We start from the raw sequence: 18,550 nt of genomic DNA, 5'->3' as shown, positions 1-18,550 counted from the left end.
CTTAAGAATCACTCAAGCCTGTGTCAATGGTTGTCACAAGCTTGGAGTAGTTGAAGTTGGCTTTGAGTAAGGAGTATCAGTGTGCTGAATCGGTTTCGAACACCTCGCATGTTCTCGTTCGTAACATTGCTCTCGCTATTTAGCCTTGTCGTTGGCCTCAATTTAGCCCAAGCGGCCCCGCGCACCACTCAAGGCGGTGGTGGCTTTAGCCCCGGCAATTTGGTGGTAGTACGGGTTGGTAACGGCAGCAGTTCGCTTTCAAGTGTTTCCACAGCAGTATTTCTCGATGAGTACACTACCAACGGCGATTTTGTGCAAACTGTTCCCATGCCAACCGCATTGAATGGTAATAACCGCCGTGTCACTATGTCGGGTACGGCAACCTCGGAAGGCGCACTCAGCCTTTCAGGCGATGGACAACATCTGCTGCTGGCAGGTTATGATGCTGATGTTGGGATTGGAGCAATTGCTGCATCATCAAGCAGTGTCTTCAATCGGGTAGTTGCTAAAGTTAGCCTGAGCGGCCTGATTGATACAACCAATGTGATTACTGATTCCTATAGTGCTAACAATATTCGGGGCGCGACAGGTAATGGCGACAATATTTGGGCAACCGGGACAGGTAGTCCAGGCGGAGTGCGGTTTCTGAATGGCATCGGCACAACCACTACCTTGATCACCCCAACCAACACCCGCGTTGTGCATACCTATGGTGGTAATCTCTACTTCTCATCATCATCAGCCACATCACGTGGGATTTTTCAAATTGGCACTGGCTTGCCAACCACTGCTGGCCAAACGATTATGCCGATTGCTAGTGCAACTTCGCCCTATGGCTTCGTTTTCTTAGATCGTGAGCCAAGTGTAGTTGGGGTAGATACCTTATACGTCGCCGACGATGGCACGAACTTGCGCAAATTCTCGTTCGATGGCACAACTTGGACATTGCAAGGTGTTTGGAGCATACCAAGCACTGCATTTCACCTCGCAGCCCAAGATAATGGAGCCAACGGCGTTGATTTGTACCTGACTCGTGGCACTAATAGCCTTAGCAAATTGACCGATACCGCAGCTTATAACCAACCAATTAATGCTGCTGCTCTAACTCCAATTGTTCCAGTTGGAGTCAACACGGCGTTTCGTGGAATTATCGTTGTGCCTGGAGCAGTCCAAGCCACGCCAACTCCTACCGAAACCGCGACAGTAACGGCGAGCGAAACCCCATCGCCAACCGCAGCACCAAGCTGCTTGCGCTTTATGGTTAGCTTGGAAGGCTCGCAAGAAGTGCCGCCCAGCAGCAGCAAGGCAACTGGTGGTGGCACGGTCGATGTCGATACCGTCAACAATATTTTGAGCTACAACTTGAGCTACCAAGGTTTGAGTGGCACTGAAACCGCTGCACATATTCATGGTTTTGCGCCACGTGGCGGAAACGCAGGAGTTTTAGTTGGCTTGAGCACTGGCTCGCCTAAAGTTGGCACCTTCAATTACGCTGAGAACCAAGAAGCCAGCATTTTGGCCGGCCAAACCTACGTCAATATTCATACCGATAGTTTCCCTGGTGGCGAAATTCGTGGCCAAATTGATGGGGCGACGATTAATTGTCCTGCGCCAACCGAAACCCCGACTGCCACCGAAACTGCAACCGCTACCCCAACTGATATTCCAACTGCAACCGCAGTGCCAAGCTGTTTGCGCTTTATGGTCAGTTTGGAAGGCTCGCAAGAAGTGCCACCAAGCGGCAGCAAGGCAACTGGCGGCGGCACGGTCGATGTCGATACCGTCAACAACATTTTGAGCTATAACCTGAGCTACCAAGGTTTGAGCGGCACTGAAACCGCTGCACATATTCACGGTTTTGCGCCGCGTGGCGGCAATGCTGGAGTTTTAGTTGGCTTGAGCACTGGCTCACCCAAAGTTGGCACCTTCAATTACGCTGAGAACCAAGAAGCCAACATTTTGGCCGGCCAAACCTACGTCAATATTCATACCGATAGTTTCCCTGGTGGCGAAATTCGCGGCCAAATTGATGGCGCGACGATCAATTGTCCACCACCAACTGCAACCCCGACCGAAACTGTTACGCCGAGTGCTACCTCAACTGCGACGGCAACTGGCACGGCCACACCCAGCCTAACCCCGATCATCACGCCGCCACCAAGCTGTATTACGATGACGGTCAGTGGCAGCGGTTCGCAAGAAGTGCCACCGAATATCAGCAATGGAATGATTATGGGTATGATTGAAATTAATACGGTTGCCAATACCATCAACTACAATCTCAGCTACCACGATTTGAGCAGCGCCGAAACTGCTGCACATATTCATGGCTTTGCACCGCGTGGCTCCAATGCAGGTGTGCTATTCAATCTGCCGCTTGGCACAAGCAAGGTTGGCTCAGTCAGCTACGCCGAAAATCAAGAAGCCAATATTTTAGCAGGCCAAACCTACATTAATATTCATAGCAGCAATTTCCCGGGTGGCGAGCTGCGCGCCCAGCTTGATGGCGCAACCGCGCTATGTGCCACTCCAACGCCCACAGCAACTGGAACAGTAACTAACACCCCAACCAACACCGCAACAGCAACAGTGACCAACACCCCAACCAATACGGTCACCGCTGTTCCACCAACCTTTACGATCTATCTTCCATTGACCATGAAATAAACCAAAAAGCCGCTGGATCAGCTTGATCCAGCGGCTTTGAATTTAATTCAGATTAATGCCAGAAATTAATTCCCAAGAAGCCCAGCAGGCCGCCAACCAACAAGGTGCTAGTCAGGGTCACGCCCAAAAGCATAAACAACACCAAGGCTGCCAGTAAATAGCCTGCACTGAAAAAGAATATTCCTTCCCAACCAACATCGTGAGGCGGTAAATCGAAGAGCTTCGCGGGTTCGGGTGGCTGTTGCATGAATTAGGTTACCTCGGGGTGGTCACGCTGATTTCGGCAGGGCGGAGGGCCGGGACTCCCACCGCCGCACGCCAGTCACGGACACACCAGACCACTTCTGGTCTATGAATTCGATTATAGGGTGGTTTAAAACAATTAACTATGGTCAGATTGCCATAAGCTCATGGCCCAATTGTTGTGGAAAGTATACAAGATTGTGCAATTTGCCAAAACTACGCTCGTTTCGGAAGCACCAAAAACACGAAGAATACTAGGATCTATCCAATGCCACCGGTTGCAATCAATTGGGCTTTAGCTCAACCCAAACCAAATATCTGAAATTATCGTTGGGATGCGAAATTAATCCATAATCCCTATGCCGAACAACAGATTTCGCCGAACTACGGCCATCTGCTATACTGTAGGGATAGAAAGCCACCTGCATTTAGGGAAGACCATGATGGATAAGCTCCCACATACGTTTTATCGCCGCCGTTTTGTTGATGGTCGCCATCATGTGTTCCATTCGTATGGATTCGGGCGGGTTGTCCGCAACGATGCTGAGTTGTTAGTCTATGATTGGTCGCTTGGTACACCGCAACGAATTACCGATACACTTGGTTGGGGCAGCGATGCGCCGCGCACCCGTTTGTTTGATCAACGGGCTTCCCGCGCCTTTGGGCGTTCGTGGTGGTGGCGTTCGCGGCCACTCAACATTACCAGCATGTATGATGAGCGGGGCAATTTGATTGTGCAACGCATCGATTTTGCCAGCAAAGCCATGGATATTAGCGGCAGCTTTTATCAAACCGATCTCTACCTCGATTGTTTTGTGGCTGCCAATGGCACAACCCACGTCGTTGAAGATGAAGATGAAGTGATCGAGGCCGAAGAAGTTGGTTTGCTCAGCCAAACTCAACGAGTGATGATCGAAACTGAACTGGATACAGTGCGCAATTTGCTGCGCAATGGTACATGGCTGAGTTGGCTCGAAGCCGCCGCTGGCGCACCATTTGATCGCACATTTTTACCCAAAGCTCGTAACTACGATGGTTTTTGGCAATCGCGGGCGAGCTATTGGCCGGAGGATTAACATGGCGCTCGATTGTAGTGTCGTGATTATTTCATGGAATGTGGCAGGTTTGTTGCGCCAATGTTTGGCCTCGATCAGCCAATCGCTAGCAAATAGCACCTATAGCTACGAAGTGATTGTGGTCGATAATGCTTCGCACGACGATTCGGTGGCGGTAGTGCGCCAAGAATTCCCCAAGGTTCAGATTATCGAAACTGGAGCCAATTTAGGCTATGCTGGCGGGGTTAATCGTGGGGTCGATGCAGCCCAAGGCCAATGGATTTTGGTGCTCAACCCTGATACTGTTATGCAAACCGATGCAATTCCTCAATTGTTGGATTGGGCGCAACAGCAGCCCGATGCCAGCGTAATTGGCCCGCAACTGCGCTACCCCGATGGCTCAATTCAATCGTCACGGCGACGACTACCCACCAAAGCTAGTTATTTTTTTGAAAGTACCCTGCTTGAACGCTGGTGGCCCAACAATCCTTGGGCGCTGGCCTATCGCTGTGCCGATCAGTCCGCCGATCAGCCACAACAAGTCGAATGGCTCATGGGTGCAGCCTTATTAGTGCGTAAATCGGCAATCGAGCAAGCTGGATTGATGGATCGACGCTTCTGGATGTATTCGGAGGAAGTTGATTGGCAAGCCCGCTTGGGGCGTTTTGGGCCAATTTGGTATCTGCCGCAAGCAGTGATCGTGCACCACGAAGGCAAATCCAGCGAACAAGCCCCAGCACGGAAACATTGGGCCTTCCAACAATCCAAATTGCGCTATGCTGCCCTGTATGAAGGGCCAGTGTTTGCCACCTGTTTACACTTTTTCTTAGCGAGCAGTTATCTGTATGAACTCGCAGTTGAGAGTGTTAAGTGGCTGCTTGGGCATAAACGCGAGCTACGTTGGCAGCGCATGCAAATTTATTGGCAGGTGTTGCGCCATTTTGGCTAGGCTTTGACATTTACCCATGGCCTCGTATAATGCCTATATGCGACCTTCACGTTCGGCCCAACAGGCAGCCCCCCCAGCAGCGATGGTTCATCTCTACCGTGGTTTGATGGATCGCGCAGTGACATGGCGTTCACGGATCGACACGCCAACCAACTGGGCCGTAGCGATTACGGGTACTGTTTCGAGTTTTGTGCTGGGCGATGCCAATCATCATCATGCAGTTGTGCTGCTAACAATCGTCTTTTGTATGGGCTTTTGGTTCATCGAAGCCCGGCGCTATCGCTATTACGATTTATGGGCAACTTGGGTTCGCATCCTCGAAACTGATTATTATGTCCCATTGCTTGGTCAAAACACCCTCGCAGTTGATCAATATTGGCATAAATTGCTGCTGACCGATATGAACACGCCGCATTTTAAGATCACAACTTTAGAAGCCTTGGGGCGACGGTTACGCCACAACTACATGGCGATTTTTCTGTTTTTGCTCTTTATTTGGCTGCTCAAGCTGATGATTCATCCGCAAATTACCAATCGGCCCTCGCTCGAAACCTTTATCTACGATGCGAGTTTAGGGCCATTCAACGGTAAATTTGTAATTTTATCGGTCTTAGCTTTTTATGCGCTCTTGATCATCGTGGCATTAATTACGATTCCCCGTTGGGGTGCTCGCACCGAAATGGTGAGCCATGAACGGGTATTACGGAAGTTAGCACTGCCAGAAGCCATGCCAGTGGGGAAAGCCAAACGACGGGGAGGGCGACGCAAATCATATGGAAAAGCCCACGACTGACCAACCAACCGATCTCTGCATCATTATGCATGCCCATGCGCCGTTTGTGCGCCAACCTGGGCCATCCAGCCATGGCGAAGAAGAGTTGCATGGCCTGATGGCCGATTGTTATATTCCGCTCTTGCGTGGCCTCGCCGACTTGATCGAGCAAAATAAAGCGGTCAAAATGGGCTTAGCCATCAGCCCAATTTTGTTGCATCAATTGAATGATCCGGTTGTGCAAAAGCATATGCTGCATCATCTCGATGAGGCGATTGCTCAGGCCGAACGACGGCTTGAAGCAACCAAGGGCGATGAGCATGCAGCCTATCTAGCTCAATTTTATTTGCAACTGCATCAACGCACCTTGCACGTCTTTGAAAAGCAGTGGAGCCGCAATATTGTCGCCATGACCCGCGAGTTGGTCGAGGCTGAAGCGCTTGAAGTGCTGGGCCATACCGCGACCTACCCCGTGCCGCACTTATATGATCGTCCAACCTTGCGCACCCAAGTCGAGATTGGCACGATCGCGCTGATGCATTTGCTTGGCCAAACTCCCAGCGTACTTTGGAGCGCCGAAGATCCAGTTTCGCCGGAGTGGGAGCAAATTCTCAAGCCTTTGGATATGCGGGCTTTGGTTGGCACGGCCAACCCTGAGTTGCGCGGCCAAGCGCTTTCTTGGCTTTCCGAGGCCCGTCAAACCGCTGTGATTACGCCTGATCAGCGCTTGTTGACCCATATTCGCTCGGTTGGCTTGGGCTATCCTGGCGATCCGCTGTATCGTGCGCCGATGGAAATTCCCATGGATGATGGGATGCTGAGCCGCGATGGCAGCGCCTATGATCCATTTTATGCTTATGCGCGGGCGCGGATGCATGCGCGGCACTTCACCGCTGTGCTCAGCGAAACCGCTAGCAATGGTCAGCCCTTGGTAATTGTGGCCGATATGGAATTATTTGGTAGCGGCTGGTTTGAGGGTGGTTTGTGGTTGCGCACCTTGCTCGAAGAATTACCCAGCCATTTTCGCTTGGTTACACCCAGCACACTGCTCAAACGTCATAAACCTAGTGTGGTTGTGCCACCACAGCATTTTGCCGGAATTATCGATGGCCGTTTGAGCGCTGCCCATCGCCAATTACAAGCGGCGGTGGCGCAGTATCCCCAAGCCTATGGCGACCGTGAACAGGTGCTCAACCAAGCTGCTCGTGAGTTTTTGCTGGCGCAATCAGGTGATTGGGATCGTTGGGTTGGTACGCCTGGCGCTGATTACGCCAATGCTCGGCGTAGCGAACACCTACAAAAATTCGATTGGCTGATGCAATTGTTGCCCCATGAAACATTGTTGCCAGTTGCCGCCCGCGAATTTGCCGCCTTGCAAGAGCGCGACAACCCTTTTCCAACCCTGAATTATCGTTTGTTTGGGAATTTTGAACGATGACAACCTACACTTGGCTTGGCCACGACCAGCCACATCTTGATACCTTGTTCGTTCAAGACCTTGGGGCAATGGTCTTCGTCAGTTTTGGTGGGGTGGTTGCCCAAGGCGCTCGGAAAAATGAAGATGCTGCGGCAATTTTCATCGATCCTGCTGGCGGATGGGAGTTGGCAGTGGTGATCGATGCTCATCATTCAGCCCAAAGCGCCCTGTTGATTTTAGAAACCTTGATTGGGGCCGAAACCCAACTACGCGAATGTTTGAACCAACCCTTGAATCAAGCCTTTTTTAGCTTGGATCGGGCCTTACTTGATCTATTTCGCAGTAATCGCTTTCGTGCGCGGTGTGCCGCAATTCAAGGCGAGGCTTCGTGTTTATTCGTGGCTCGCAAAGATGAGTATGTTTGGTATTGGGCAGTTGGCGATTGTATTGGCTATATTTTTCACCCCAGCATTGCACGACTGGGCGAGATGCAGCTCAACCAACGGCGCTTTTACGAATGGATTGGCAATGTCAATACTTGGGATGGCGTGTTGCCTTCGTACTCCACAGGCATTCGTTTATTGCAACCTGGCCTAACCACGATTATGTTAACGACTGATGGCTTGTTGGAATGTGGCACACGCCCTTTTGAAAACCCAACCACCTTGTATAACACTGTCTGTTGGGAACATCATAGCCTGCCACGAACTGCCCGCGCCTTGCTCGAACGGGTACAAGCCGAGGGTGGTCGCGATAGTGCCACCGCCATTTTGTGGCAATTTGATAGCACATGGGCTGGCGCTAATCGCGATTTCCGCTAAACACATGGGCCAAACCACCCCAAATTGGCTGATGCTCAACCTGCAAACCAGCTTGTTTGAAGGCTTGCAGCACATGCTTGCCATCGCCAAACCGCTGCGCTAACGGCGCAAGCTGGCGGTAGGGGTAGCTTGGTGCACCCAAACTACGAGCTAACAAAGGCACAATCGTTTGCAAATAGATTTGGCCCAAGCTGCTCAACCATGAACTACTTGTGCCAACCTCAACCAAGCTAAACCGGCCATTTGGCCGCAACAAACGCCGAATTTCGCCAGCAAAACGTACCAACTCGCTATAACAAAATGTCTTTAATCCAAAGCAACATACCACCCGGTCAAGGCTCTGGCTAGCTAGTTGGTTGCTAAACATATCACAATTGTGCACTTCAATTCGCTCAAGCAAAATCGGATATTTCAAGGGTTGCGCTACTAGATCGAGCGCAATCAACGAGCCACGCCCTTGCATTGATTGCTCTAGCCAAGGCCAAGCCTCGCCGCCACCACACAACAAATCAGCAACAACCATCCCTGGCTGAATCTGTGCCGTGGCAACACAACGTTTGCGCCAAGCACTGATAATGCCCAAGCTGCTGAGCGAGCTGATTTGAGCATATGAAGGAGCCATTTGTTCAAATAGTGCTTGTCGATCGATAGTGTCACATTGATCGGCTACGCCATGGCTTGGTGCTGAAATCATCGTGGAAACCTCCCAAATAACTGCTTGGTTTCCACAATAGTGCTCGGTTGTTACACCAACGTTACAAGGCCTCGTTGGCCAAACGTTCGATCAACATATGCATTGTTGGATCAACTTGGGTGTGTTGGGCTAAGAACGCGACGATTGCCAAGGCCGAAGCTGGGCTAGCCTGATAGCCTTGCACCCACTGGGCTAATAATGGTTTGAGCGCTGGCAAGCGCTGCTCAATTCGGCGTTCGTTGGCAAAAGCATCGCCAGCAGGCAAGTTGAATGCAGGCAAATAATTCAGCAATTCCAAGACCCGATCAACCGCAAAATGTTGGATAAAACGCTGGGCTGAAAGCCACTCGCCACGCTGATAGCGGCATAAACCAACATACAAACAGGTCAAGGCCTCGCCCAACAACCATTCGGGCTGATGTTGATTCGTTGCTGGCATTGCCAGTTGGGGCAGCGCAATCGCGGCCTCAACATGCGGCGCTTTCCAGATAATTTGGCCTGGAGCAAAGGGAATATTAGGCAATTCAGCTGGCTCGAAAATCGCAAATTCACAGAAAATCTGATCGCTATACAGCAATTTATAGCCATCAACGGTATTTTGGAAGGCATAGCTAATTGGCTGAATTGCGGCTAGCCAGCTCAGATCGTGCATAAACAGCGGCTTCGTGCCTGGCTCGACAATCGCAAAAAAATCCAAATCCGACCATTGATCAAGCCGTTCGCGCTCTAAACCGACCGAGCCAAGCCCAATCAGAGCTAAACCATGGCTGCTAGCAGCAAGCGCTTGACCGATCGCATCGAGCCGAGCTAAAAGTTGGGTTGGGGTAGGCATAAAGCGCCTCCATCAAACATCGCTTAACGTCGTTGATAGATGATAACGCGATCAGCAATTGTATGCAGTTGTTGCCATTCAGTTTGGTCAGCAAATTGCTGGGCAGGCCAGCCCATTCGCTCAGAATAATGTTGATCCCAAACCACTAAAGTGCCAGGGCGCATTGTTTCAGGCTTGGGCACGCTCCACCAAAGTTTATTGGGCGCAGGCAACGGCAATTTTTGAAAATAATAAAACCAAACATGGGTGGCATAAATTGGCTGAGCCTGCGGCTGGTTTTGGGCAATCCAAGTTTGGGCTTCAAGGCTAGCCTGCGCCTCAAGATCAACTGGAATTGGCCGAAGTTGGGCTGGCCAGCGCAAGGCTACGACCACAAACAAGCCCACCAAGGGCCAAAAAAGTTGGGCTGGAGCCAACCAACGGACTAGCAACAGATGCAGCACTTCAAGCGCTTGGGTCGCCCAAAGCCCAATCACAAAGGCAATTGGCAATAAAAAATAACTATAGCCGCCCGAAGCAAACAAGCCAAAACGATAGATCACCACATGGCTTAGCCCATACATCACACTTGGCCAAACGATGAACCAAAGCTGACGCTTGCGCCAACTCCAAACAGCTCCAGCTAGGCCTAAAAGCACCAATGGCCAGCCAATTCCCGCCAATAAATCGGGGCCAAAATGCCACCAAGTGCCCGAACCATAGAAATCAGTTGGTTTTGGCTCGAAAAAGATCATCCATGGGCGATTGCCCAAGACTAACCAGCATAAAGCATAATAGATCAGCAAGGGCAAACCACTGATCAATGCTGAGCGCCAATCACGCTGCGATAGTCGATACAACCCCCAAAAACCAAGCAATAATAAACCTTCATGGCGCATTAATGGCAAGCAGCCAATCGCCAAGGCCGCCCAAAGCCAACGTTGATTGAGACTGCAATAGGCCGTTAAGCCCAAACAAACCGCAAATGGTAATACCGTTGTAGCATAGGCAAATTGGCTGACCCAAGGCTGAAGATAGAAAAACAGCGGCACAAGATACCAGTAGCGAAATTCCAACTGACGGGCAATCAAAAGATAAAGGCTCGCTGTGAATGCAGTCATGAGCACGGCAAAAGCACGGGCCACATACAACCCGCCAAGCGCTGCTGGCATATAAAAAAGCGTATTGCCAAAACGCCCCCAGGTATCTAAAACGAAGGCTGGTCGTTGCCACGCTCGTTGCGCAATCACAATATGACCAACTTCATCTTGCACAATTGTGCTCAGCGGCGAGAAATAAGCCAACATGCCGATCCAGAGTGAGCCAAGCCCCAGCAACAAACCACCAATCAGCCAATAGCGCCGCTGCATACTTCAACTCCTATGATTTGAGCAATTCAGCCTTGCATAGTATCACACAACTCCGTCGTAAGCCGCATAGAGATTGTGACGCTGTATGTCACAATGCTCGTGTTTACTTGCAGCGCATTGCGGCAATCAAGGAGGGTGTATGGCCGACTATCAGCTTGCCCAACTCAATATTGGCACGATCAAAGCCCCATTAGATACGCCACTCATGGCCGATTTTACCAATAATTTGGATCGAATTAATGGCTTAGCCGAGGCCTCTGAGGGCTTTGTTTGGCGCTTAAAAGACGATTCGGGTAATGCCACCGATTATCGCCCGCTCGACCCGCTAACAATTGTCAATATGTCGGTTTGGCAAAATCTTGACGCGCTGATGCAGTATGTCTACAAATCGGAGCATGTGGCAATTATGCGACGGCGCAAAGAATGGTTTGAGCGAATGGAAACAGCGTTTATGGTACTATGGTGGGTTCCCGCTGGCCATGAGCCAACCGTAGCCGAGGCCTTAGAGCGCTTGGAATATTTGCGCAACAACGGCGAGAGTAGCTATGCGTTTAGTTTTCGTAAGCCCTTTGCTGCGCCAGATAGTGTGCAAGTGGTTAAGGCTTAATAATGCCAGAATTGTATTTACGCCCAATTGAAGAGGCTGATCTTGCCAGCTTTTTCGAGCAGCAACAAGATCCAGTGGCAATTCACATGGCTGCCTTTACCTCCGCAGATCCCAGCGATTATGCTGCCTTCCAAGCTCATTGGCACAACATTATGGCTGATGATCGGATCATCAAACGCTCAATTATCTGGGATCAGAACCTGATTGGCCATATTGCCCAATTTAAACAATTTGGCGAGCCAGAATTGACCTATTGGCTGGATCGCGCCTATTGGGGGCGAGGGCTGGCAAGCCAAGCAGTCCAATTATTGCTCAACGAAATTCCCACGCGGCCCTTGTTTGCGCGGGTTGTGCAAGATAATCATGGATCACTGCGAGTGCTAACCAAAGCTGGCTTTCAAATTATCGGCCAAGATACGGGTTTTGCGCATGGTCGGGACAGTGACGTGGCCGAATATGTGCTACGGCTTGATTAATCATCGTTCGGGTTAGAGGAATGTTCTTATTTTAGGAGGATAACGCAATGTCTCAACCACAAATGCCACCCCAAGGCAGTTTTCAATTGCCACCACATTCAAATTACCCAGGCGCACCGACCAATCAGCAAGCTGGCGGCAGCAAAGCTAAAGCACTCTTGATTGGTTTGGGAGCAGTCGTTTTAGGCGCGATTGTTTGGGGCTTATTGGCCTACTTCACCGAACGAATTTTTGTGTATGTGGCAATTTTGATTGGCATGGGGATTTCCTATGCCATGATTTCGCCGCTGCGCAAGCCGGTTGCCAAAGCTGTGCTCTTTTCATTGGTTGTTCCAGCAATTCTATTTACCTTGCTCTCGTTGGAACTTGGCACGATTATTAGCACTGTGATGTTTATGCAGCGCGACATGAATATTCCAGTGGGAACGGCTATTTCCTTTGTTTTAGAGGTGCTGCCAACCAAGGATTGGTTGATGGACAAAAATCATCTCTTGACCATGGGCTTTGGTTTGTTGGGGGCTGGTTATGGCTTCTACAGCAATCTCAAACGTTCGTTGAGCTAATTCCCTTACCCCTATCCTCACAAGGGTAGGTTGTTAATAATGGTTGAGTGGAATTCGCAGCCGACTTGCATGCCCTCACCCCCTGCCCCCCTCTCCCGCACGCGAGGCGAGGGGGAAATCAGATCAAAAAGCCCCTCTCCCGCTGTGGGAGAGGGGTTGGGATGAGGGTTAAAACCTATCCTTGGAAGCTACCCCCCGCCAAGCGAGGCGAGGGGAAAATCAGATCAAAAAGCCCCTCTCCCGCTGTGGGAGAGGGGTTGGGGTGAGGGCATTATTGATTGCCAAGTAATTGTTCTAGGCGATCAACATAGCTAGCCAGCACGCGGAAGGCTGCTTCAACTGGCTCAGCGGAAGTCATATCGACCCCAGCCAATTTCAGCGCATCCAATGGTGCTAACGAGCTACCAGCACTCAAGAAGGCCAAATAGTTGGCTTGAGCATCGGGCTTGCCCGCCAACACGCCTTCAGCCAACGCGTGAGCTGCGGCAATCCCTGTGGCATATTGATAAACATAGAAGTTGGCATACATATGGCCTGAGAAGGTTGCCCAAGTAATTCCCATACGCTCGGCATCGGGCACAACTTCCTCGCCATAGCCTTCACGGAACAGATCAAACATGATGCCGTTGAGGGTCGCAGCGGTTAATGGTTCGCCCCGTTGGCCGCGTTCGTGGATTTCCAGCTCAAATTGGGCCAAAATTGGCATGATGAAGAAATAGCGATGGAAGTTGCTCATGGCTTCTTCGATCAAGGCAATTTGGAAATCGGGGTCTTGGTTGGTATTAAACAGGTGGTTGCGCACCAAAGCTTGATTAAAGTTTGAAGCCACTTCGGCCACAAACAAGCCATAGTTGCTGTAAATCGTTGGTTGGTTTTGCCATGTTAGATATGAGTGCATCGAGTGGCCAAGCTCGTGGGCCAAGGTGCTCATACCAAAAATATCGTTGTTGTAATTCATCAAGATATAGGGCGGCGTACCTTTCCAGCCACTCGAAAACGCCCCAGCACTCTTGCCTTTGTTGGGGTAAATATCGACCCAACGATCTTCCAACAGGCCACGTTTGGCCACGCTGGTGTAGCCTTCGCCCAACGGCTGCATGCCCGCAACAATCCAATCGACGGCTTCGGTGTAAGGAATTTCAAGCTTTTTGGTGGTTAATGGCGCTTTGATATCGTAGACATACAATTGATCATAGCCCAAGGCTTGGCGGCGTAAGCGCCAGTAGCGATGCCAGGTCGGGTAGTTTTTGCGCACCGTGGCCACCAATTGATGAAACACATCGGTTGGGATGTTGTTTTCGCCAAGTGCGGCGGCCAAGGCTGAACTATAGTTGCGCACGCGAGCATTGAAAACATGCTGCTTAACACAAGTTGCCAAACAATTAGCCATAGTATTTTTGTTGGCCAAATGGGCATCACTGTAGTTTTCAAAGGCTGTGCGTCGAACTTCACGATCAGGGTCGGTGACCAACAGACCAATTGTGCCTTGAGTTAGCTCTAATTCAAGCCCATTAGCGCCATGGGCTGCGGGATATGCCAAATCAGCATCGGTCAAAATGCGATGCGTCGAGTTGGCTGAATCGAAGGCATCGCTAACCAAGCCCAAGACTTGCTCAACTTCGGCTGAACGCACATGAGCTTGCCGCCGCTCAACATCATGAAAATATTGACCATAGCGGGCCAAATCGGCGTTTTCTGCTTGCCATTGCTTGAGCGTTGCAAAGCCAATCGCAATAATTTCTGGTTCGATAAACGCCGAACTAGCCATGGTGCGCGAATAAACCCCCAACACCCGATCCATTTTGGCTTTGGCTACTTGGTCGGTGGTATCGACGCTATAAAACAGGCTGGCATAAATATAGAGCTTGCCAACCCGCTCGTTGAGCTGATCGGAATAATTCAGCGCCGCTAAAAGCGTTGCTGCGCCTTCAGCCAAACGGCCTTGGTATTGCTCAATGTCGGCAATCGATTGGGCATAGGCATCAAGTGCTTGTTCCCATTCAGCATCAGAAGCAAAAACTTTGGTTGCATCCCAGGTATCGGCGAGGGCTACTTCCTGACGGGTTGGCACTGTTGCAGCGGTTGTCATTCCAAAACTCCTTCAACACACAGGCTATTGCAATTGGCAACGATTATTCATCGTCATCATCATCAAAATCATCGTGATCATCGCCAAAATCATCCTCAATGTCACCGTTCGCAGGGCGGAGATTCAGGCGATGTAAAAGGCGCACAGCGAGCGGCCAGCCAGCCGCCGAAAAGTGCATTGTTTGTTTGTCGTGGCTTTCGGCCAACAACTCAAGCATTGTGCGGTAGGCAGGTGGCAAGCTAAATTCAACTGGCAACGTATAGCTACCATCAGCATTCGCCGTATTATCAATTTCAATATCGGCTTCGTAAGTGGCGTGAGCATAGCCCAACAATAGCGCCGTATCCTCCTTGAGCGGGGTTAATTGGGGCGTGCCATTAGGCAAGCGCTCAATTCGAAAATAATCGCCGCTAGTACGCGAACGCCGCCGTCGCGCCACCCGATGTTCTTCAAAGGCTACAAATAAGCGCGAGCCATTGGTTTGAGCCTCAACTGCTTGCCATGTCAAGGTATCGCTATCAAAGTGGAACCATTGATCGCGTGCACCAGTTTCGATTTGTAACAAATTGCCCGGAGCTTCGACGGTTGGCAATTCTGTTAGACGATTGATCTTATCTTTGAGCGTAACCACGCGGTAGTTGCGGGTGCGCAAACGGGCAATTAAGCCTTGACCACGGGCTGAGGTTAGGGTAAATGAATGCCCATTGACCGTGCCCTCACCGCGTAAAATCGGAATCATGGCGGTATCTGCAATTAAAAAGGTATTAACCCTGACTTCTTCAAGATCTGGCCGACGAACCATCTAGGAATCCTCCTGAATGCGGTTAAGATACGGTGCTGCGTAGGCGTGGCACATCGCAACGGCAAGGGCATCAGCGGCATCATCGGGCTTGGGAATATGATCCAAATCGAGGGTCATTTGCACCAGATGTTGCATTTGCTGTTTGTCGGCGTTGCCGTATCCGACCACGGCCTGTTTCACAGACAACGGTTTATATTCAAAAATTGGCAATTTGGCTTGGCGCAAGGCCAACAGGGCCACCCCACGCGCATGGCTCACGGCCATCGCAGTTGTCACATTTTTGGCAAAAAACAATTCTTCAACTGCGGCAACGTTAGGCCGATAGTGCGCCAAAACATGGGCTAAATCATTGTAAATGCTCACCAAGCGATCGGGCAGCGGCTGTTTGGCGGGCGTGGTAAACGCGCCATAGGCAACCATGGTCAAATCGCTGCCATCGCCATCAATAATTCCCCAACCCATAATTGCCGTGCCTGGATCGATCCCGATAATCCGCATTGCTGATCCTCAATGATTATGCTGATTGCATTATAACGGCTTTCGCTTATTCGGCACGCCCACGCCCAGTATCGCCATAGCCCGTCAATTCAACATAGCCAAAACCTGTCGCGTTACCACTGATTGAGACCGTACCTTCCCAGTAGCGCACGGTTAATGGCAGTTCTTGGTTGGCAACTTGGGGCGTAATCGTCAATTCAAGCTGCTCGCTGGGTAAGCTCAAGCGCCATTGGGCTGGATATTGCACCCCTTGATCGCTTTGCCATTGGCGTAATACCTCTAGCTTGAGGCTATCACGGTCAATCTTACGGGTTGTACCATCGACTAAGGTTAATGTGCCCGTTGAATAGGGGCTAATCGAGCCATCAGCATTGCGAATATTGAAGTAGGTTATTTCCCGTTGATCATCAAGCTGGATCGAGAACCAATCCCAGCCCACTGCTTGATCTTCGAGGGCACTTGTGCCCCATTCGTGATCCATCCAAGCCTTGCCAGTGACCGCAATTTCGCGACCATCAATCTGCAATGTGCCAGTGGTGGTCATGTTGGTTAGCGAATAATAATACGAGGCATTGCCCAGCTCAGTACCTTTTTGGCTCAAACCGCGATCGCCTTGCAAGGTTGGTTTTTTGCTCGATTCAAGGGTTAAATCAAGCGTAACTGGGGCTTGTTGAGCCTTGAGTTGCATGATCATGCCTTCGGAGCCGCTACCAACCGCTTGCCAATCCTCGACAAAAACCTTGAAGGGATCGCCAGTGGCATTGGCCAATTGCGGATTACCGCGCATAAAGCGTTCAAAGGCATAAAAGCGTTGATTGGCGACATCGGTCAAGGCGAAGTGGGCCATATAAATATCGCTGGTGGCCAAACTGGCGGTACGGCTAATTACTTGGTCGGTTACCGCCGAGCGAAAAAAGGTCAATTGAAAGCCAAAACGCTGGCCATCAGCACTCGCCAAATTGCCAGTGTAATACCACCATTCCGTCCGATAGCCTGGGTGCGAGCCATGATCGGTGGGGAATTCAAATGGGCGTGGCGCGGTTGCACGAGTATAATTGCCTTGACTAGCTTGATTAAGCATGCCGACCGCGCTGATCGAGGCTTGAATTTGGGTTTGGTTTGGTTGCAATACCCACCAAGCAGCGCCGCCGAGCAAGCCAACAATCACCAATAAACTTAATATCAAACGTATTCGCATACGATACTACTCCTTGAAAACAGCAACGCATCCAGTCCAATGCTGGATGCGTCATATAGCAATCGTATCACGAAAATCGCTCTAAAACAGCCAATACAACAGCAGCATTGTCACGAAGAGCATACCAACAAATATTCCGATGATTCGGCGTTCAAGCTTTGGTGTAGCACTAAAATCAAACGGCACTTGATATTGATTGGTGGCAGGTACATGGTGCAGAATCAACGGCCAAAGTTTGGCAGTGTTATTCCAGTGGAGCGGATTGATAATCACAATCTCATCATGTAGATTGGCACTGGCGAATCTGCGTAGATTTGGCTCTGGCAAATTGGCATAGGGTTGATTTAAAATCAGATAGGGCATGGCAATGCCCATAAGCCCTTGCAATGTTCCAACTCCAGCAACATGGGCCCAATCAATCGTCAATGGCTTGCCCGAATGTTTGATAATCAAACTCTGCTCAGTTACACGGATAAACTGATTCAAGCCACGCGCAGCCCATGCAATCCATCCAACAAACACCAATAGAGCAGGGCTGAACTCAACATTTGGGGTTGTTAGTGCTTGAATCATTGCATTGATAATCACGCCACTTGCCAGCACTAAAGAAACCAAGGTTGCCCACCAATAACGTGGTCGAACGGTTAATAAATATTGTTGCATTGTCAGATCTCAGCCCCAAATAATAATAATTGGAATAAGAATTACTCCATACACCAGCACTTGTTTGATGAAGCTTGATAAACTAAACGTAAATGGTACAATCAAATCTTTATTTGCCAACGATGGCATTTTTTGCTCAGCTAGCAGCTTGATTTGCTCATAATTATCCCATTCATTTAAGAGCAATACACGTCGATGATATGGTTTTGGCACAATCGAAGGATAGAGCGCATCTAATAACTGCACATCACGATCAAAAAGGATATATTCAATTGGTCGATTGAAAAACATAAAATATTGGATAGCAGAAATATCCTTCCATTCGGCAGTTCTGCTGGGATTGAACAATCTTTTGACTGTAATCCCTTGATCGTCAATAATTAACTCTCTGCGGTAGTCACTGATTGCCCCATAGAAATATAGTATCCCCATAATGACAAAAAATACTGGAAATCTTTTCATATCAAAGATTACTTTAAATATAATTGGAATGGCAATCATTATACATCCGGAAAATAACATTATGAATAATTGCCGCTTGTAATTACGTGCTCTGAAGATAATTGGTTGCATTTATTTAATTCCTTGTCAATCTAATAATAAGTGAAATATAGTATAGGCTTAGCCGTTGCTATGGAATATTATACTTAGCAACTGAATACTTAGATACTACACAGGAAGTTCTTTAAAAGTTACAATTACTACCGCTAACAATCTATCCAGCAAAAAGTCTCCAGATTGTAAAAGCTGCTACAGCAAATGCGACAAGGATAACTAAGATTGAAATTCTGGTTATTCTTGTTTGATCTATATGATTGAACGGCACAAAAACTTGATTTGATCTAGGTTCGGTTG

19 protein-coding genes are annotated in these 18,550 nt (G+C 49.6%); 9 read left to right on the top strand and 10 right to left on the bottom strand.

The features are described from left to right. Positions 1-81: 81 nt before the first annotated feature. Entirely contained in the window at positions 82-2,667 is a 2,586-nt protein-coding gene (locus ABEB26_RS14770) for a CHRD domain-containing protein (protein ID WP_345722799.1), read from the top strand. 52 nt (positions 2,668-2,719) lie between these two features. On the opposite strand, the gene ABEB26_RS14765 is transcribed toward ABEB26_RS14770, so the two are convergent. Continuing rightward, entirely contained in the window at positions 2,720-2,914 is a 195-nt protein-coding gene (locus ABEB26_RS14765; protein WP_345722798.1) for a hypothetical protein, read from the bottom strand. A gap of 436 nt (positions 2,915-3,350) precedes the next feature. On the opposite strand from ABEB26_RS14765, the gene ABEB26_RS14760 reads away from it, so the two are divergent. From ABEB26_RS14760 to ABEB26_RS14740, 5 genes are read left to right on the top strand one after another with little or no spacing between them, the layout of a single operon-like run. Next, positions 3,351-3,986 carry a DUF402 domain-containing protein gene (locus ABEB26_RS14760; protein WP_345722797.1) on the top strand — a complete coding sequence of 212 codons (636 nt, stop codon included), beginning with the start codon at positions 3,351-3,353 and terminating at the stop codon, positions 3,984-3,986. A 1-nt stretch (position 3,987) separates the two neighbouring features. Continuing rightward, complete coding sequence (locus tag ABEB26_RS14755) at positions 3,988-4,914, top strand: glycosyltransferase family 2 protein (protein ID WP_345722795.1); 927 nt, start codon at positions 3,988-3,990, stop codon at positions 4,912-4,914. 16 nt (positions 4,915-4,930) lie between these two features. Further along, a complete protein-coding gene (locus ABEB26_RS14750) occupies positions 4,931-5,707 on the top strand; it encodes a DUF2270 domain-containing protein (protein ID WP_345722794.1) in 777 nt (258 codons plus the stop codon). Then, positions 5,688-7,124 (top strand): 1,4-alpha-glucan branching protein domain-containing protein, encoded by a 1,437-nt coding sequence (locus tag ABEB26_RS14745; protein WP_345722793.1) that lies wholly within the window; start codon positions 5,688-5,690, stop codon positions 7,122-7,124. The genes ABEB26_RS14750 and ABEB26_RS14745 overlap by 20 nt, the downstream gene beginning before the upstream one ends. Then, positions 7,121-7,924 carry a PP2C family serine/threonine-protein phosphatase gene (locus ABEB26_RS14740; RefSeq protein ID WP_345722792.1) on the top strand — a complete coding sequence of 268 codons (804 nt, stop codon included), beginning with the start codon at positions 7,121-7,123 and terminating at the stop codon, positions 7,922-7,924. Before ABEB26_RS14745 ends, ABEB26_RS14740 begins: the two co-directional genes overlap by 4 nt. Here the strand turns inward: ABEB26_RS14740 and ABEB26_RS14735 are convergent. The 3 genes from ABEB26_RS14735 to ABEB26_RS14725 form a co-directional block, all read right to left on the bottom strand. Then, the gene (locus tag ABEB26_RS14735) at positions 7,905-8,618 is read right to left on the bottom strand and encodes a class I SAM-dependent methyltransferase (RefSeq protein WP_345722791.1); all 714 of its coding nucleotides are present in this window, start codon (positions 8,616-8,618) and stop codon (positions 7,905-7,907) included. The two genes, ABEB26_RS14740 and ABEB26_RS14735, sit on opposite strands and share 20 nt — an antisense overlap. 61 nt (positions 8,619-8,679) lie before the next feature. Continuing rightward, a complete protein-coding gene (locus tag ABEB26_RS14730) occupies positions 8,680-9,450 on the bottom strand; it encodes a hypothetical protein (RefSeq protein WP_345722790.1) in 771 nt (256 codons plus the stop codon). Between the two features lie 23 nt (positions 9,451-9,473). Further along, positions 9,474-10,799 carry a hypothetical protein gene (locus tag ABEB26_RS14725; RefSeq protein WP_345722789.1) on the bottom strand — a complete coding sequence of 442 codons (1,326 nt, stop codon included), beginning with the start codon at positions 10,797-10,799 and terminating at the stop codon, positions 9,474-9,476. Positions 10,800-10,938: 139 nt separating this feature from the next. On the opposite strand from ABEB26_RS14725, the gene ABEB26_RS14720 reads away from it, so the two are divergent. The 3 genes from ABEB26_RS14720 to ABEB26_RS14710 are packed head-to-tail and all read left to right on the top strand — an operon-like array spanning position 10,939 to position 12,445. Beyond that, positions 10,939-11,406, top strand: coding sequence for a DUF3291 domain-containing protein (locus ABEB26_RS14720; protein WP_345722788.1), 468 nt, complete (start codon positions 10,939-10,941; stop codon positions 11,404-11,406). 2 nt (positions 11,407-11,408) lie between these two features. Continuing rightward, entirely contained in the window at positions 11,409-11,882 is a 474-nt protein-coding gene (locus tag ABEB26_RS14715) for a GNAT family N-acetyltransferase (protein ID WP_345722787.1), read from the top strand. Positions 11,883-11,929: 47 nt separating this feature from the next. Beyond that, complete coding sequence (locus ABEB26_RS14710) at positions 11,930-12,445, top strand: hypothetical protein (RefSeq protein WP_345722786.1); 516 nt, start codon at positions 11,930-11,932, stop codon at positions 12,443-12,445. A gap of 271 nt (positions 12,446-12,716) precedes the next feature. Here ABEB26_RS14710 and pepF read toward each other — a convergent pair whose 3' ends face one another. From pepF to ABEB26_RS14680, 6 genes are all read right to left on the bottom strand, one after another. After that, entirely contained in the window at positions 12,717-14,534 is a 1,818-nt protein-coding gene (pepF, locus tag ABEB26_RS14705) for an oligoendopeptidase F (RefSeq protein WP_345722785.1), read from the bottom strand. A gap of 43 nt (positions 14,535-14,577) precedes the next feature. Next, a complete protein-coding gene (locus tag ABEB26_RS14700) occupies positions 14,578-15,336 on the bottom strand; it encodes a hypothetical protein (RefSeq protein ID WP_345722784.1) in 759 nt (252 codons plus the stop codon). Continuing rightward, positions 15,337-15,834, bottom strand: a complete 498-nt coding sequence (gene ruvC / locus ABEB26_RS14695) for a crossover junction endodeoxyribonuclease RuvC (protein WP_345722783.1) — start codon at positions 15,832-15,834, stop codon at positions 15,337-15,339. Between the two features lie 46 nt (positions 15,835-15,880). Further along, positions 15,881-17,032, bottom strand: a complete 1,152-nt coding sequence (locus ABEB26_RS14690; RefSeq protein ID WP_345722782.1) for a lipocalin-like domain-containing protein — start codon at positions 17,030-17,032, stop codon at positions 15,881-15,883. 81 nt (positions 17,033-17,113) lie between these two features. Beyond that, positions 17,114-17,695, bottom strand: a complete 582-nt coding sequence (locus ABEB26_RS14685; RefSeq protein WP_345722781.1) for a hypothetical protein — start codon at positions 17,693-17,695, stop codon at positions 17,114-17,116. A gap of 9 nt (positions 17,696-17,704) precedes the next feature. After that, positions 17,705-18,268 carry a hypothetical protein gene (locus ABEB26_RS14680; RefSeq protein WP_345722780.1) on the bottom strand — a complete coding sequence of 188 codons (564 nt, stop codon included), beginning with the start codon at positions 18,266-18,268 and terminating at the stop codon, positions 17,705-17,707. Positions 18,269-18,550 lie beyond the last annotated feature (282 nt).

The sequence above is a fragment of the Herpetosiphon gulosus genome (genome assembly GCF_039545135.1).
Lineage (GTDB): Bacteria > Chloroflexota > Chloroflexia > Chloroflexales > Herpetosiphonaceae > Herpetosiphon > Herpetosiphon gulosus.
Note: the sequence above shows the minus strand (reverse complement) of the source record. Positions and strands in the feature narration are given on the sequence as shown.